The following is a 14,398-nucleotide window of genomic DNA, read 5'->3' on the forward strand; positions in this document are numbered from 1 at the left end:
CTAGCGCCAGGTGCCGACGCCGATGACGGGTCCGGCCTCAAGCCAGGATGACAACCCTGTGTAGGCATCGAAGCGCATGGCCAGGAGGACCTGCTGGCCCTCGTAGCGGAGTTCCACGATAACGGCGTCGGGCTGGACCTTGAGGAGCTCGGATTCGGTCGGCTTGCGCCGGCCAAGCAGCTCCAGTGAGCTGCGCCGGAAGGTGTGCTTGGGGCGGACGCTGAGTGAGACCAGGCGGAACCATTCGAGGTCGTTGTCCTGATAACGACAAACCCCCATCTGCCAGCTGTTTCCAGCCGTGCAAATGGAGGCGTCCACCGTACCCAGGGCGCGCCGCAGATTGAAGCGGCGCACCCCCGAAAGGCACAGTGCAAATACCAGCAACGCAAACGCAGTTGCCAGGACGATGAACGGCAAACCAATATCGTTCATCAAGGTCGTGCTAGCGGATCCCCGCAGTAGCCGCTTCGCCCATTTGGGCGTTGTCAGCAACAATGACCACCCTGTTGTTGTCGACAGAGAAGAATCCCCCGTCAACGACTACAGCGATGCGGTCACCGGATACCGGCTCGATTGCCAGCTCACCTTCGGCCAGAATCGCCAGCAGGGGCGAGTGGCCGGGCAGGATTCCGATTTCACCATCGCTGGTGCGGGCCTTGACCATCTTGGCCGCTCCGGACCACACAAAGTGGTCCGCTGCGACAATCTCAACCTCAAGCTCAGCCATATTACTTGGTCTGTTCCTGGATCTTGGCCCACTGGCGCTCGACGTCGTCCAGGCCGCCGACGTTGAAGAACGCCTGCTCTGCAACGTGGTCAAGGTCGCCGTCGCAGATAGCGGTGAAGCCTTCAACAGTGTCCTTGATGGACACGGTAGAGCCCTCGACGCCGGTGAACTGCTTGGCGGTGTAGGTGTTCTGCGAGAGGAACTGCTGGATGCGGCGTGCACGCGACACGACGATCTTGTCTTCTTCAGAGAGTTCGTCAACGCCCAGGATGGCGATGATGTCCTGAAGTTCCTTGTTCTTCTGCAGGATCTGCTTGACGCGGACGGCCGTGTTGTAGTGGTCGTGGCCGATGTACTGCGGATCCAGAATGCGGGAGGTCGACGTCAGCGGGTCAACGGCCGGGTACAGACCACGGGAAGCGATTTCACGGGAAAGTTCCGTGGTCGCGTCGAGGTGTGCGAAGGTCGTGGCCGGAGCCGGGTCGGTGTAGTCATCTGCGGGAACGTAGATGGCCTGCATCGAGGTGATGGAGTGGCCCTTGGTGGACGTGATGCGCTCCTGGAGGAGGCCCATCTCGTCAGCCAGGTTGGGCTGGTAGCCCACGGCCGACGGCATGCGGCCGAGGAGGGTGGAAACCTCGGAGCCTGCCTGGGTGAAGCGGAAGATGTTGTCGATGAAGAGCAGCACGTCCTGGTTCTGCACATCGCGGAAGTACTCCGCCATGGTCAGTGCGGACAGTGCAACGCGCAGACGCGTTCCCGGCGGCTCGTCCATCTGGCCGAACACAAGGGCGGTGTCCTTGAGGACGCCGGCCTCTTCCATTTCGACCCAGAGGTCGTTACCTTCACGGGTACGCTCGCCGACACCGGCGAACACCGAGGTGCCGCCGAAGTTGCGGGCAACACGGGTGATCATTTCCTGGATCAGCACGGTCTTGCCGACGCCGGCACCACCGAACAGGCCGATCTTGCCACCCTTGATGTACGGGGTGAGGAGGTCGATCACCTTGATGCCGGTTTCCAGCATTTCGGTGGAGCCTTCCAGTGTCGCGAAGGCCGGAGCCTTGCGGTGGATAGGCCAGCGTTCGCTGATCTGGAGTTCGGACTCGGCAACGTCGAGGGGCTGGCCCAGCACGTTGAAGATGTGGCCCTTGACGCCGTCGCCCACGGGCACGGAGATCGGGGCACCGGTGTCCACCACGTTGGTACCGCGGACAAGTCCGTCGGTGGCCTGGAGGGAGATGGCACGGATCAGGTTGTCACCCAGGTGCAGGGCAACCTCGAACGTGATGGTTCGGGTCTCACCGTTGAGAGTGATCTCGGTGGTGAGTGCGTTGTAAATCGAGGGGATTGCGTCAGCCGGGAATTCGACGTCGACAACCGGGCCAATAACACGTGCAATACGACCGGTAGCACCGGACGTTGCGGCTACGTGATCGGTAGCAGTGGCAGTCATCTCTCTCACTTCACTCAGTAGATGGCGTGGGGTTAAGTTTATCTTTTGGTGCAGGTACAGCTGGATCCGGGCTCGTGCCGGCTAGGACGCGGACAACGCGTCGGCACCGGCAACGATTTCGGAAAGCTCCTGCGTAATTTCAGCCTGACGGGCAGTGTTGCGCAGACGCGTGTACTTCTTGATGAGATCCGTCGCGTTGTCGCCGGCGGACTTCATCGCACGCTGGCGGGCTGCGAGCTCGGAAGCTGCTGCCTGCAACATGGCGGCGAAGATACGTGATTCGATGTAGCGCGGCAGCAGGGCATCGAGAACCTGCTCCGTTTCCGGCTCGAATTCGTAGAGGGGCAGCAGGTCCGATTCGGACGCGGCTTTCTCTTCGACAACCTCGAGCGGCAGCAGACGGACAACCGTCGGCTCCTGGGTCACCATCGACTTGAAGCGGGTGTAGACGACGTGGATTTCGTCGACGCCGCCCTCTTCGTAGGCGTTGGCGAATTCGGCCAGCAGTGCTTCACTGACTTCGCGCGCGGTCGCAAACTCCGGTGCATCCGTGTTGCCGGTCCATACGCGGGCGTATTCACGGTTCCGGAAGTCGAAGTACGCCTGCGCCTTGCGGCCGACCAGGAACGTCTTGACTTCCTTGCCTTCCCCGTGGAGCAGCTCGTTGAGGCCTTCGGCCTGCTTGAGGACACTCGCCGAGTAAGATCCCGCGAGGCCACGGTCCGAGGTGATGACCAGGACGGCGGCCCGGCGGATCTGCGCCGGCTCGGTGACCAGGGGGTGGTCGATTTCGCTCTGGCTTGCGACAGCAGAAACGGCACGCGTGATCGCGTTCGCGTAAGGCAGTGAAGCTGCTACGCGTGCGCGGGCCTTGCCGATGCGCGAGGTAGCGATCAGTTCCATCGCCTTGAAGATCTTGCGCATCGACGTCGTCGAGCTGATCTTCTGGCGGTAGACCCGGATCTGGGCTCCCATACTTATCCTTTCCTAAGATCCCGATGGCCGGGACTGCCGGAACCCGTGCGGGTCCCGGCAGTCCCTGCCAGCGAAACTAGCGCTTCTGCTTGACGATTTTTTCCTGGTCGACCTGATCCTCGCCGATGGGGGCGTGCTCCTCGTGCCCCGCACCGACCAGGAGGTTGTCTCCCTCGCCGAAGAAGCCCTTCTTGAAGTCCACGATTGCGGTCTTCAGTGCTTCAGCGGTGTCATCGTCCATGACGTTGGTCTGGGCCAGCGTCGTCAGGATGGAGGACTTGTGCTTGAGGTGCTCCAGGAACTCGGTCTCGAAGCGGTTGATGTCTTCAACCGGAACCTCGTCCAGGTGGCCGTTGGTGCCGGCCCAGATGGAGACGACCTGGTTCTCGACCGGGAACGGCGAGTACTGGCCCTGCTTGAGCAGTTCCATCAGGCGTGCACCGCGGGTCAGCTGCTGGCGCGATGCGGCGTCCAGGTCCGAGGCAAACATGGCGAAGGCCTGCATGTCGCGGTACTGGGCCAGTTCCAGCTTCAAGGTACCGGAGACCTTCTTCATGGACTTGACCTGGGCGGCGCCACCAACACGGGAGACGGACACACCGACGTCGACAGCGGGGCGCTGGTTGGCGTTGAAGAGGTCCGACTGCAGGAAGATCTGGCCATCGGTGATGGAGATCACGTTGGTCGGGATGTAGGCGGAAACGTCGTTCGCCTTGGTCTCGATCAGCGGCAGACCGGTCATCGAGCCTGCACCGAGCTCGTCGGAGAGCTTGGCACAACGCTCCAGCAGTCGGGAGTGCAAGTAGAAGACGTCGCCCGGGTAGGCTTCGCGTCCCGGCGGGCGGCGGAGCAGCAGCGACACTGCACGGTAGGCCTCGGCCTGCTTCGACAGGTCATCGAACACGATGAGGACGTGCTTGCCGCCGTACATCCAGTGCTGGCCGATGGCCGAGCCGGCGTACGGTGCCAGGTACTTGAAGCCTGCGGGGTCGGACGCCGGGGAAGCCACGATCGTGGTGTATTCCAGGGCGCCGTTGTCCTCGAGGGTCTGGCGGACGGCTGCGATCGTGGATGCCTTCTGGCCGATCGCCACGTAGATGCAGCGCACCTGCTTCGTCACGTCGCCGGAAGCCCAGTTGGCCTTCTGGTTGATGATCGTGTCGATGGCAATGGCGGACTTGCCGGTCTGGCGGTCACCGATGATCAGCTGGCGCTGGCCGCGGCCGATCGGGATCATGGCGTCGATAGCCTTGAGCCCGGTCTGCATCGGCTCGTGGACCGACTTACGCTGGGTCACGCCGGGTGCCTGGAGTTCCAGGGCACGGGTGGTCTCGGCCTTGATCTCGCCGAGGTCATCGATGGGCTGGCCCAGCGGGTCAACCACGCGGCCGAGGAAGGCGTCGCCAACCGGCACGGACAGAACCTGCCCGGTGCGGTGGACTTCCTGGCCTTCTTCGATTCCGGTGAAGTCACCGAGGATGATGACGCCGATCTCGCGGACGTCGAGGTTCTGGGCCAGGCCCAGCGTGCCGTCTTCGAAGCGAAGCAGCTCGTTCGCCATGACCGAGGGAAGGCCCTCAACACGGGCGATGCCGTCACCTGCGGTTGTTACACGGCCGACCTCTACGCGCTCTGCGTTTCCGGGTTCGTAGGACGCCGCGAACTCGTTCAACGCATTACGGACGTCGTCGGCGTTGATGGTCAATTCGGCCATCTGCAGTCCCTGCTCTCCTGTTTTCGTGATCATCGTTGCTCACGATGACCGGGGTTTCTTGTCGTTAGGTTGTGCTTGTCCGGCTAGCCGGCAAGCTGACGCTGGAGCTGGCCCAGGCGGCCGGCGACCGAAGCGTCAACCACTTCGTCACCTACCTGGATCCGGATGCCACCGATCAGTGCCGGGTCAACGTTCATGTTGATCTTGAGCTCGCGCCCGTAAAGGGCGTTCAGCCCCGCCTGCAGGCGGCTGATCTGCGTCTCCGTCAGCGGACGGGTGACGTCGACCGTTGCAATCCAGCGCTGCTGGCGCTTGGCGGCAAGCTCGGCGAAACGGCGGACCAGCCTGGTGACCTTAAGCCCGCGCGGAGCCGTGACGGCCTGCCCGATCAGGACTTTCGCTTCCTCGCTCGCACCGGGTACGAGCTTGTCGGCGAGGGACACCTTGGCGGCCGGGCTGGCCTGCGGCTCGGACAGAGCACGCTGGACCTCGTGGCTGGACTCGACGGCCTGGTTGAAGGAGAACAGATCGTTCTCCAGCGATTCCAGTCCGCTGAGCCCGGAGGCAGAGACGGCCGACTTGTTCTCGGCAACAGCGATGACCACCGAAGCGGCAAGAGTCTCGAGTGCATCGCCGATATCCCGTGCCGATGCCCAGCGGGAGCTGGCCAGTCCGGCTGCGATTTCAACAGCGTCAGCGGATACTTTCCCGCCGAAGAGCTGCTTGACCAGCGCCGACTTTTCGTCACCGCTGCGGGACGGGTCAGTCAAAGCACGGCGCAAGCCGGCTGAGCTGTCCACGGTTCCCAGGATTCCGAAGAGTTCCTTTGCCAACTGCAGCGACGCGGTGGGAAGCTTGGCCTCCAGTGCCGCCAGCGCAGCGGCCAGCGATTCGCTCGATACACCTGCCATTACTTAGCTACACCCGCGTTCTGGTTCTCCAGATCTGCCAGGAAGCGGTCCACCACTCGGGCCGACCGTGCATCGTCGCTCAGTGCCTCGCCGACGATGCGGCTCGCCAGAGTCGTGGCCAGCGTGCCGACCTCCGCGCGGAGCGACACAACGGCCGCCTGGCGCTCGGATTCGATCTGCGTGTGGGCCTGCGCTGTGATGCGGGCAGACTCGGCAGCCGCCTTCTCCTTCAGCTCTGCAAGGATCTGGGCACCTTCGGCGCGTGCTTCCTCGCGGATGCGGTTGGCTTCGGTGCGGGCTTCCGTGAGCTGCTGCTTGTACTCTTCGAGTGCTGCGGAGGCCTCGGCCTGGGCCTTTTCGGCCTTGGCGATGCCACCCTCGATGGCTTCGGCCCGCTCTGCGAAGGTCTTCTCGAACATCGGGACAACGTACTTGACCACGATGAACATGAGGAGCGCAAAGCCGGCGAAGACGACAAGCATTTCCCAAGGATTGGGAACGAGGGGGTTAGTACCGCCTTCGGTGGCGGCTGAGATGATCGCTTGATTCATATTTCACCCGTCCTTATCTACTCGGTTCTGGATGTTCGGTTGTTCTGTTTACTTGAGAACGAACGCGAAGACCAGGCCGAGGATGGCGAGGGCTTCAGTCAGCGCGAGGCCGAGGAATGCGATCGGCTGCAGGACGCGCTGGGCTTCCGGCTGACGTGCCACGCCGTTGATGTAGGCAGCGAACACGAGACCCACACCGATACCACCGCCGATGGCGGAGAGGCCGTAGCCGACGAGGTTGAGGGAGCCGTTGATGGAGCCTTCCATTTTTTTGTTCCTTTCAAGATGCCACCCATGTGGCAGGTTGTTTGGTTTGCTTCATCCCCTAGAGGGGAAGACTATGTTGTGCCGTCTGGCCTTCTGCCGTCTGGCGCTGGGCCTAGTGGCTGTCGGCGTGGAGCGCGCCTTCGATGTAGATCGCGGTCAGCAGCGTGAAAACGTAGGCCTGCAGCACCATGATCAGCGCTTCGAGCATGTACATGGCGATCGCACCGCCAAGGACGAGTACGGACGCGCCCTTGAGCAGGACGTTTTCCTGCATCACGAGGAATTCAATGCCCGCACCGGAGATCATCACGATCAAGTGGCCGGCCAGCATGGTGGCGAACAGACGGAGGCTGTGCGTGACCGGGCGGACCAGGAAGTTGGAGATGATCTCGATCGGGACGACGATCGGGAGGATGTAGAACGGGACACCGGAAGGAACTGTTGCCAGCTTGAAGTACTTCAGGCCGTTCCTCTTGATGCCGATGGCGATCCAGGTGACATACACGATCGCCGCCATCACGTAGGCTCCGCCGACATGGGAGAAGGTCGGAAGCTGGATCAGCGGGATTGCACCGTAGATGTTGTTCACGAGGATGAAGAAGAACAGGCTGAACAGCAGCGGGACATACTTCATGAAGTCCCGGCCGCCGATAATGTCCTTGGCGATGCCGTTGCGGACGAAGCTGTAGGCAGCCTCGCCTGCGAACTGCAGCTTGCCGGGAACCAGCTGCTGCTTCCGCGCAGCGATCACAAAAAATGTAGCGATAATGACAACCGACAGGATTACCAGCAGCATCTGCTTGGAAAATCCTTCGGCCGCACCCCAGGGGATGATAGCCGGCAGGTGAAGTTCTTCAATTCCAGGAGGCGTGAAGGTTCCTGAATCTTGGGCCGGGAGCGCAAGCGCGATCAACGCGTTTCCTCTCTGCAGTGTCCATCATTGGGCGTTGGGCGGGGACCGGCGACATTGGTGCCCGCCTCTCCCCCTGTAAAATTATTTGGCATTACTGTTCCTCGTCCTGGGACGGGCCACGTGCAGCATCGCCGTCACCAGCAGAAGTTCTGTTACTGGTGAGGCCGTGCATATGAGAAAGATAGAACCCTCCCGCAGCTCCAAGCAGAGCGCCTGCGAGCACAATCCAGCGGGTTCCCCACAGATTATCCAGTCCCCACCCTATCAAACTCCAGACGATGATTCCGCCAACAATGTAGCTGAAGACGGCGATTCCGGCGTTGTATCCGCCGTCGCTTCCGTCGGTCGATACACCGGGGGCACCGGGCGTGGTTTTGGGTGATTTGGCTGGCTGGTTTTCTGGTCCGGTACGTGGTCCGCCAACTGGCCTGCGGCCGGATTTGCGGCTAAACATCGGTGCCGCCTTTTCGCGTTTCGGGATCGTTGTAAATCTGAAGCCTGGCCTTGCTGAAACCGTAAATTTCGGCTGCCTGCCAGAACACGACGGTGACGACGGCGCCGATCAGGAACCAGCGGTCGTGCAGCCAGGCCGGGGCGCCGATGACGAAGAGGACCACGGCGAAGCCGACAACCTTGACGAAGTACGTCGCGACGAACACTCCGATCGCTCCGGAGGGGTTGTTGCGGCCGACAAAGTGGCCCACCGCGAGGCTGATGGCAAAGAAGGCCATCACCAGCGCGCCCCCGAACAGGGCGGACCAGAACCCCACGGCGCCGTTAAAGATGAAGGCGGCTGTGCCGGTCAAGACCAGTGCTGCGGCCGAAGCCGCGGAACTGATTGCCAGCAGCCTGAGCCACAGGGATTTTGTGGGGCCGGAGACGCCAACGGGTCCGTTGCCGGAAGCGGGTTCCGGTTCGGCGTTGGAGGTCATCAGATCCCAATCGTCGCTGGCGTATTGCTGGTCAAGGCAGGCGGCGAAGTACCGCCCCTGAATTCTACATTAGATAGAAATTATTCGGAAAAGCGCGTCGGAGCCGGTTCCCAGGGCATGCCGGTCAGGCTATTCGGGAGCGCGGGCCATCTGCCGCGGCCCGCGCTGGCGCAGGTACGGCCAGGCAGTCGCCACGGCCATGATTGCCGCGGCGGCCAGATCGATGGCGAGGACTATGTGCCAGGGGAAGATCGCGAAAGCGAGGCCGCCGAAGGCAAGGATGCAGGTCCACAAGTACATCAGCACCACGGCGCCGCGGTGCGAGTAGCCGATGTCCAGGAGTTTGTGGTGCAGGTGTCCGCGGTCCGCCGACCACGGCGACCGGCCCAGCGCTGTCCGCCGCACCACCGCCAGGCACAGGTCCAGCAGCGGCAGGAACAGCACCGCGAACGGCAACAGGATCGGGATGATCGTGGGGATGCCGTTGGCCCGGTCGTAGAGGCCCGAGCTGATCTGGCCGGTCGAGACGACGCCGGCCGAGGCCATCAGCAGGCCAATCAGCATGGCCCCGGAATCGCCCATGAAGATTTTGGAGGGGAACCAGTTGTGCGGCAGGAAGCCGACGCAGCTGCCGACCACGACGGCGGTCAGCAGGGTGGCTAGGTCCGAACGGTCCAGCAGGACGGCCGTGCGGTGGACCCAGTAGGCCGTGAGGAAGAACGCCGCTCCGCCGATGATCGCCACGCCCGCGGCGAGCCCGTCCAGTCCGTCGATGAAATTGAACGCATTCATGGTGGTGACGATCAGCCCGGCCGTCAGCACAATGCTCACGGCCTCGTTCTGGATCACGATCGGTTCGGGGATGAACGGGATGATTGTCATCCGGACCCCCCACGTGGCCACGACCAGTGCCGCGGCGCTTTGGCCGATCAGCTTGACCCACCACCGCAGATCCAGCAGGTCATCCGCCACGCCGACAACGACGATCACGGCGGCCCCGGCCAGGATTCCCCATGGCGCCGTGTTGTTCCGGAAGATGTCCTTGACGAAGAACGAATTGCTCGCCGTGACCAGGGCAACCAGCACGCCCGCGAAGATGCCGAGGCCGCCGAGCCGGGAGATCGGGGTGGAATGCATGTCGCGGCTGCGGATCGGGGAATACAGCTCCAGCTTGTTGCCCGCGAGCCGGGCGCCCCATGTCGCCGCGTAGGTCACGATCGCTGCCGTCAGCATCATGAGCAGGTACATGATCACGGGACGACCACCAGCCATACGCCGTTAGTGCCGTCAGCACGGTCAGCACAGGCACCGCACGCCGGCACGTCCCGCAGCACCGGACGCGCCGGTGAGCTGCGGAAATGGGGTGGATTCGATTGCGGTGGAACTGTCTTTCGAAAAATGAAACTTCTCCGTCGCCGTGCGCAGGGCAGGCAGTGCGTAGTGCCTGACAGGGCTGTATTACAGTGGACTCTAGTCAAGATACTAATGCCAACGGCCACCTGTCTTCGCGTCACACGGCCCTCTGCCGGCGGGAAAACCACTGACGGTCGTGCTGAAAGGACCCCGCGATGACCCCCTCGGTTGCAGTCGCTGCCGTGACGTTTGACCGTCCCAGGGAGCTGGCGGTCCTGATGGACGCCATCAACAACCAGACCGCTCCAGTGCAGTCCATTTGCCTCGTCGACAGTGGCACCGTGCCGTCGACGGACGTTGCCGGCCAGCACGCCAACGTGGACTATGTCCGGTCCGAGGCGAACCTTGGCGGCGCCGGCGGATTCTCGTTGGCCATCCTCAAGGCCGTGGCCAGCGGGGCTGACTGGATCTGGATGATGGACGACGACGCCGAACCGGCAGATCCCGGCTGCCTTGCCACGTTGCTCCGTGAGGCCCAGGAACGTGATCTGGACGCCGTCGTGCCCCTCGTGGTGGCCCCCGGCCACCCGGACCAGCTGTCCTTTTTCTTCCGGCTGGGCGGCAAGGTCACGCATGAGCGCGCTGAGGTGGAAAAGGTCGGATTCCTGCCCGACGACGGACACTTCTTCAACGGCGCCCTGATCCGTTCCGATGTCTTCTTCAAAGTCGGCCTGCCGGACATGCGCCTTTTCATCCGTGGCGACGAGGTGGACTTCACGCTCAGGCTCAGGAAGGCCGGCATCCGCTTCGGCACGGTGACCACCGCGGCCATCACGCACCCGCATGCCTTCGCTGAAACCAAGCACGTCTTCGGTGCGCGGTGGCACGTGATCGTTCCGGATTCCGCCTTCAAGCGCTACTTCTACTACCGGAACCGCGGGTACATGATCCGCCGCCACTTCCGGGTCAAGTCCTTCATCGCGGATGTGGGCGGCTACCTCGGCTACTTCCTGCGCAGCGGCGACTTCCGCGGGCTCGCTGACTGGTTCCGCGCTTTTTCGGCCGGTCTCCGCGGCAAGGGCTTCGGCCCGCTGGAGGACCAGAAGTTCTGACGTGCTCCCCCGCTGGCAGTCCCGCCGGCAGCCTAGGGCCGCCAGGCCCATTCGAGTCCGAGCCGGCCGATCCAGCGCGGCGCCAGTTTCTGCACACCGGCAATCTGTTCGATGGCGCCGCCGACGGCGCAATAGACCGCAGGCGGAAGCGCGGCAAGCCGGCGGGCCATGACCTGCTCCTGCAGCGGCATCCCGAGGCCCAGCAGCACAAGTTGCGGGCGCAGCCGGTTCAGCCATTCGACCGCGGCTTCCTCAACTTCCTTGTTCCAGCCTTCGCCGGGCATGCCGTCGACCCGCGCCGCGGGGACGATCTCCCGCAGCTTGGCCACGGCGCCGGCGTTGGCCACGGCGCCTGCACCGATGACCGCAATGCGCTCCAGTCCCGCGACATTGCCGAGCGCGGGAATCCAGTCGGTCGACCCCAGCCGGTAATCCATCACCGGTTCCCTGCCGTCGGCCTCTTCGCTGGTCTTCGCCCAGAGCCAGAGCACCGGTGCGCCGTCGATCAGGACCACGTCGCTGCGCTCGTAGAACGAGCGGAAGGCAGGATCGGAGTGCAGCAGCGTCACGCTGTGCAGGTTGTGCCCCACCACGATCCGGGTACGGCCCTCTGCCATGAAGGCGCTGAGGACCGCAGTCAGCTCGGACACCGTCACGGGAGTCGCTTCGACGTCGAGGAAAGGGACGCGCTGACGCTCCAGCGTCATGCGGAACCGGGCTCCGGCGCAGCGTCGCCCGCCGCAGCGGCGGACTCTGCAGCGGCGGGCTCCGCAGCGGGCTCCGGAGCACCGGCGGCGTTGCCGTCGATGTCCAGGACGCCGGGCACCACGCCGCGCAGGCGGTCGAGGCTGATGGCTCCCTGCCGGACGACGCGCAAGGGCAGCGCCGTCGCGTCGACGATGGTCGAGGCGAGGGCGTCGGCGCCGTCGGCGGGCCGGGGTCCGCCCTCCAGGTAGACCTCCACGGATTCCGCCAGCTGGGCTTCGGCGTCCGCGGCGGTCTGCGCCGCGGCGTGCCCGGTGCGGTTCGCGGAGGACACCGCGAGGGGTCCGGTAAGCGTCAGCAGGTCCTGGGCGATCTCGTCGGCCGGGATCCGCAGGGCGACCGTGCCCTTGGTCTCGCCGAGATCCCAGTCCAACGACGGCTGGGCATGCAGGATCAGGGTCAGGCCGCCGGGCCAGAACGCCTCGGCCAGCCGCCGCGCCTCGGCCGGAACGTCCGTGGCCAGGCCATCGAGGGCGTTCAGCCTCGGGATCAGCACGGGCGGCGGCATCTTCCGGCTCCGGCCCTTGGAGGCGAGCAGCAGGGTCACGGCAAGGGGTGAAAAGGCGTCGGCGGCAATCCCGTAGACCGTGTCCGTGGGAAAGACCACGCACTTGTTCTCCCGGATGGCCCGCTGGGCGTGCTCAAGTCCCGCAGCGCGCTGCCCGGCCGCCGTGCAATCGTAGCTAGTCGTCACTGGCCTATTCTTTCATCACTTGTCACACGATTATTCGCAGGCGCCGGCCCTGACGGTGCCAGGACGGCGCTGGTGGCGCGGTCCTTGCCATTGAGGTCACGGTGCGTTGTCACCTCGGCGAACACCCCGGCGCGGTTGAGCATCGCGGCGATCCATTTCGACTGGACCTCGGCGTGCTCCATCACGAAGTAGCCGCCGGGGACCAGCAGGCGGGCAGCCGAGGCGGCCGCCGCCGTCGGAAGTTCCATCCCGTCCGCTCCCCCGCCGTAGAGCGCCTCGGGCGGGTCGTGCAGCGCCACTTCGGGTTCGTTCGGGATCGCTTCGGCGGGGATGTAGGGCGGGTTGGAGACGACGACGTCGAACGTGCCGTTGTGTTCGGCCAGCGCGTCGCGCAGGTCGCCACGGAGGAGGTGGACGCCCAGGGGAGCCAAGTTTTTCGCCGCCCACGCGTGCGCGAATTCGCTGAACTCGACCGCGTGGACTTCCGCGCCGGGAACCTCATGGGCGATCGAGCCTGCAATGGCACCGGACCCGGTGCCCAGGTCAACGACCTTGGGGCGCGCCAGGCCGTGCAGCCGTTTCCTATCGCTGAGCCAGTCCAGGACCAGCTGCACCACGGATTCGGTCTCCGGCCGCGGGATGAACACACCGGGACCGACGGCGAGTTCGAGGTAGCGGAAGTGCGCTACGCCCGTGATGTGCTGCAGCGGGATCCGCTGCGCCCGTTCGGCGACGAGGTCGGCGTAGCCTTCCGGCGCCGGCGAGTCCCCGAGCATCAGCGCGCGCAACCGGCCCAGTCCGACGCCGAGCAGGTGCCCGGCCAGGAGCTCGGCGTCCACGCGCGGGCTGGGCACGCCGGCCTCCGCGAGGACCGCCGTCGCCTCGCTGACGGCCTCCGCGAGGCTCGGACCATCACCTGCAGTCATCACCAGTGACCCGCGCCTATTCGCCGATGGCGTCGAGCCGGGACTGCTCGTCCAATTCAATGGCCGACTGGATCACCGGTTCCAGGTCGCCGTTCATGACCTGGTCCAGGTTGTAGGCCTTGTAACCGGTGCGGTGGTCCGCAATCCGGTTTTCCGGGTAGTTATAGGTACGGATGCGCTCGGAGCGGTCCATGGTGCGGATCTGCGACTTGCGCTGCGCCGAGTTTTCGGCGTCGATCAGCTCCTGCTGGTGCGCCAGGATGCGGGCACGCAGCACGCGCATGCCGGCCTCACGGTTCTGCAACTGCGACTTCTCGTTCTGCATGGCGACGACGATTCCGGTGGGAAGGTGCGTGATGCGCACCGCGGAGTCGGTGGTGTTGACCGACTGCCCGCCGGGACCGGAGGAGCGGTAGACGTCGATCTTGAGATCGTTCTGGTTGATCTCGAGCTCCTCGGGCTCGTCCACTTCGGGCAGCACCAGCACGCCGGCGGCCGAAGTGTGGATGCGGCCCTGGGATTCGGTGACGGGGACACGCTGGACCCGGTGCACGCCGCCTTCGAACTTGAGCCGGGCGTACACGCCTTCGGCCGGATCGTTCGAGCTGCCCTTGACGGCCATCTGGACGTCCTTGTACCCGCCGAGGTCCGATTCGGTGGCAGAGATGATCTCGGTCTTCCAGCCGCGGGATTCCGCGTAACGGCTGTACATCCGCAGCAGGTCCGCGGCGAACAGGGCTGCCTCGTCGCCGCCTTCGCCGCCCTTGACCTCGAGGATCACGTTGCGGGAGTCGTCCGGGTCGCGCGGGATCAGCAGCCGGCGCAGCTTGGCCGCCGCCAGCTCCAGTGCGGCCTCCAGCTCGGGCACCTCGGCCGCAAACTCGGGGTCCTCGTCCGCCATTTCCTTGGCAGCGGCCAGGTCATCGCGGATGCCTTCCCAGCGGTGGTAGGCCTCCACAATGCCGTTCAACTGGGCGGAACGCCGCCCCAGCTTCCGGGCCAGGCGCTGGTCAGCGTAGACAGCAGGATCCCCCAGCTGAGCCTGGATAGAGTCATGCTCATCCAACAGGCCCTGTACGGACTCAAACATTTTCAAACCTCT

Annotated in this window: 17 protein-coding genes; 1 reads left to right on the forward strand and 16 read right to left on the reverse strand. The window is 64.3% G+C overall.

The genetic code is table 11. The annotated features are described in order from the left end of the window. The 12 genes from AC1DZV_RS19865 to AC1DZV_RS19920 all read right to left on the reverse strand — a co-directional run bounded on the left by AC1DZV_RS19865 (position 1) and on the right by AC1DZV_RS19920 (position 9,700). A complete protein-coding gene (locus AC1DZV_RS19865; RefSeq protein ID WP_028276062.1) occupies positions 1-432 on the reverse strand; it encodes a DUF2550 domain-containing protein in 432 nt (143 codons plus the stop codon). 10 nt (positions 433-442) lie between these two features. Then, entirely contained in the window at positions 443-727 is a 285-nt protein-coding gene (locus AC1DZV_RS19870; RefSeq protein ID WP_018775711.1) for a F0F1 ATP synthase subunit epsilon, read from the reverse strand. A gap of 1 nt (position 728) precedes the next feature. Continuing rightward, entirely contained in the window at positions 729-2,183 is a 1,455-nt protein-coding gene (atpD, locus tag AC1DZV_RS19875; RefSeq protein ID WP_018775710.1) for a F0F1 ATP synthase subunit beta, read from the reverse strand. A gap of 81 nt (positions 2,184-2,264) precedes the next feature. Then, positions 2,265-3,158: a F0F1 ATP synthase subunit gamma gene (locus AC1DZV_RS19880; protein ID WP_028276063.1), complete on the reverse strand. Its 894-nt coding sequence runs from the start codon at positions 3,156-3,158 to the stop codon at positions 2,265-2,267. A 76-nt stretch (positions 3,159-3,234) separates the two neighbouring features. Then, a complete protein-coding gene (gene atpA / locus AC1DZV_RS19885; protein ID WP_028276064.1) occupies positions 3,235-4,872 on the reverse strand; it encodes a F0F1 ATP synthase subunit alpha in 1,638 nt (545 codons plus the stop codon). 83 nt (positions 4,873-4,955) lie between these two features. After that, positions 4,956-5,783, reverse strand: coding sequence for a F0F1 ATP synthase subunit delta (locus AC1DZV_RS19890; protein ID WP_223916019.1), 828 nt, complete (start codon positions 5,781-5,783; stop codon positions 4,956-4,958). Beyond that, positions 5,783-6,334 (reverse strand): F0F1 ATP synthase subunit B, encoded by a 552-nt coding sequence (locus AC1DZV_RS19895; protein WP_028276066.1) that lies wholly within the window; start codon positions 6,332-6,334, stop codon positions 5,783-5,785. The genes AC1DZV_RS19890 and AC1DZV_RS19895 overlap by 1 nt, the downstream gene beginning before the upstream one ends. 48 nt (positions 6,335-6,382) lie before the next feature. Beyond that, positions 6,383-6,601: an ATP synthase F0 subunit C gene (atpE, locus tag AC1DZV_RS19900; protein WP_028276067.1), complete on the reverse strand. Its 219-nt coding sequence runs from the start codon at positions 6,599-6,601 to the stop codon at positions 6,383-6,385. A 112-nt stretch (positions 6,602-6,713) separates the two neighbouring features. Beyond that, positions 6,714-7,514 (reverse strand): F0F1 ATP synthase subunit A, encoded by an 801-nt coding sequence (gene atpB / locus AC1DZV_RS19905; protein WP_028276068.1) that lies wholly within the window; start codon positions 7,512-7,514, stop codon positions 6,714-6,716. Positions 7,515-7,605: 91 nt separating this feature from the next. Continuing rightward, a complete protein-coding gene (locus AC1DZV_RS19910) occupies positions 7,606-7,968 on the reverse strand; it encodes a hypothetical protein (RefSeq protein ID WP_476951901.1) in 363 nt (120 codons plus the stop codon). Continuing rightward, entirely contained in the window at positions 7,961-8,446 is a 486-nt protein-coding gene (locus AC1DZV_RS19915; RefSeq protein WP_476954414.1) for a hypothetical protein, read from the reverse strand. The genes AC1DZV_RS19910 and AC1DZV_RS19915 overlap by 8 nt, the downstream gene beginning before the upstream one ends. 129 nt (positions 8,447-8,575) lie before the next feature. Next, positions 8,576-9,700: an MraY family glycosyltransferase gene (locus tag AC1DZV_RS19920; protein WP_476951920.1), complete on the reverse strand. Its 1,125-nt coding sequence runs from the start codon at positions 9,698-9,700 to the stop codon at positions 8,576-8,578. A 314-nt stretch (positions 9,701-10,014) separates the two neighbouring features. Here AC1DZV_RS19920 and AC1DZV_RS19925 point away from each other — a divergent pair, with 314 nt between their 5' ends. Beyond that, positions 10,015-10,911, forward strand: coding sequence for a glycosyltransferase (locus AC1DZV_RS19925; RefSeq protein ID WP_459385198.1), 897 nt, complete (start codon positions 10,015-10,017; stop codon positions 10,909-10,911). 32 nt (positions 10,912-10,943) lie between these two features. Here the strand turns inward: AC1DZV_RS19925 and AC1DZV_RS19930 are convergent, their stop codons facing one another. From AC1DZV_RS19930 to prfA, 4 genes are read right to left on the reverse strand one after another with little or no spacing between them, the layout of a single operon-like run. Next, positions 10,944-11,618 (reverse strand): WecB/TagA/CpsF family glycosyltransferase, encoded by a 675-nt coding sequence (locus tag AC1DZV_RS19930; RefSeq protein ID WP_476954415.1) that lies wholly within the window; start codon positions 11,616-11,618, stop codon positions 10,944-10,946. Beyond that, complete coding sequence (locus AC1DZV_RS19935; protein WP_476954416.1) at positions 11,615-12,370, reverse strand: L-threonylcarbamoyladenylate synthase; 756 nt, start codon at positions 12,368-12,370, stop codon at positions 11,615-11,617. Before AC1DZV_RS19935 ends, AC1DZV_RS19930 begins: the two co-directional genes overlap by 4 nt. Continuing rightward, positions 12,367-13,296, reverse strand: a complete 930-nt coding sequence (prmC, locus tag AC1DZV_RS19940) for a peptide chain release factor N(5)-glutamine methyltransferase (protein WP_476954417.1) — start codon at positions 13,294-13,296, stop codon at positions 12,367-12,369. Before prmC ends, AC1DZV_RS19935 begins: the two co-directional genes overlap by 4 nt. A 16-nt stretch (positions 13,297-13,312) precedes the next feature. After that, on the reverse strand, positions 13,313-14,386 hold the full coding sequence (prfA, locus tag AC1DZV_RS19945) for a peptide chain release factor 1 (protein WP_079554478.1): 1,074 nt from the start codon (positions 14,384-14,386) through the stop codon (positions 13,313-13,315). Positions 14,387-14,398: the final 12 nt, after the last annotated feature.

The organism is Arthrobacter sp. P1_D12 (assembly GCF_056406175.1).

What these genes read in the sequence shown, in the direction of transcription:
- prmC (WP_476954417.1), bottom strand. Translation starts at nt 13,296, where the DNA reads ATGACTGCAGGTGATGGTCCGAGCCTCGCGGAGGCCGTCAGCGAGGCG.
- atpD (WP_018775710.1), bottom strand. Translation starts at nt 2,183, where the DNA reads ATGACTGCCACTGCTACCGATCACGTAGCCGCAACGTCCGGTGCTACC.
- AC1DZV_RS19870 (WP_018775711.1), bottom strand. Translation starts at nt 727, where the DNA reads ATGGCTGAGCTTGAGGTTGAGATTGTCGCAGCGGACCACTTTGTGTGG.
- AC1DZV_RS19930 (WP_476954415.1), bottom strand. Translation starts at nt 11,618, where the DNA reads ATGACGCTGGAGCGTCAGCGCGTCCCTTTCCTCGACGTCGAAGCGACT.
- prfA (WP_079554478.1), bottom strand. Translation starts at nt 14,386, where the DNA reads ATGTTTGAGTCCGTACAGGGCCTGTTGGATGAGCATGACTCTATCCAG.
- AC1DZV_RS19880 (WP_028276063.1), bottom strand. Translation starts at nt 3,158, where the DNA reads ATGGGAGCCCAGATCCGGGTCTACCGCCAGAAGATCAGCTCGACGACG.
- atpA (WP_028276064.1), bottom strand. Translation starts at nt 4,872, where the DNA reads ATGGCCGAATTGACCATCAACGCCGACGACGTCCGTAATGCGTTGAAC.
- AC1DZV_RS19910 (WP_476951901.1), bottom strand. Translation starts at nt 7,968, where the DNA reads ATGTTTAGCCGCAAATCCGGCCGCAGGCCAGTTGGCGGACCACGTACC.
- atpE (WP_028276067.1), bottom strand. Translation starts at nt 6,601, where the DNA reads ATGGAAGGCTCCATCAACGGCTCCCTCAACCTCGTCGGCTACGGCCTC.
- AC1DZV_RS19865 (WP_028276062.1), bottom strand. Translation starts at nt 432, where the DNA reads ATGAACGATATTGGTTTGCCGTTCATCGTCCTGGCAACTGCGTTTGCG.
- AC1DZV_RS19915 (WP_476954414.1), bottom strand. Translation starts at nt 8,446, where the DNA reads ATGACCTCCAACGCCGAACCGGAACCCGCTTCCGGCAACGGACCCGTT.
- AC1DZV_RS19890 (WP_223916019.1), bottom strand. Translation starts at nt 5,783, where the DNA reads ATGGCAGGTGTATCGAGCGAATCGCTGGCCGCTGCGCTGGCGGCACTG.
- AC1DZV_RS19925 (WP_459385198.1), top strand. Translation starts at nt 10,015, where the DNA reads ATGACCCCCTCGGTTGCAGTCGCTGCCGTGACGTTTGACCGTCCCAGG.
- AC1DZV_RS19895 (WP_028276066.1), bottom strand. Translation starts at nt 6,334, where the DNA reads ATGAATCAAGCGATCATCTCAGCCGCCACCGAAGGCGGTACTAACCCC.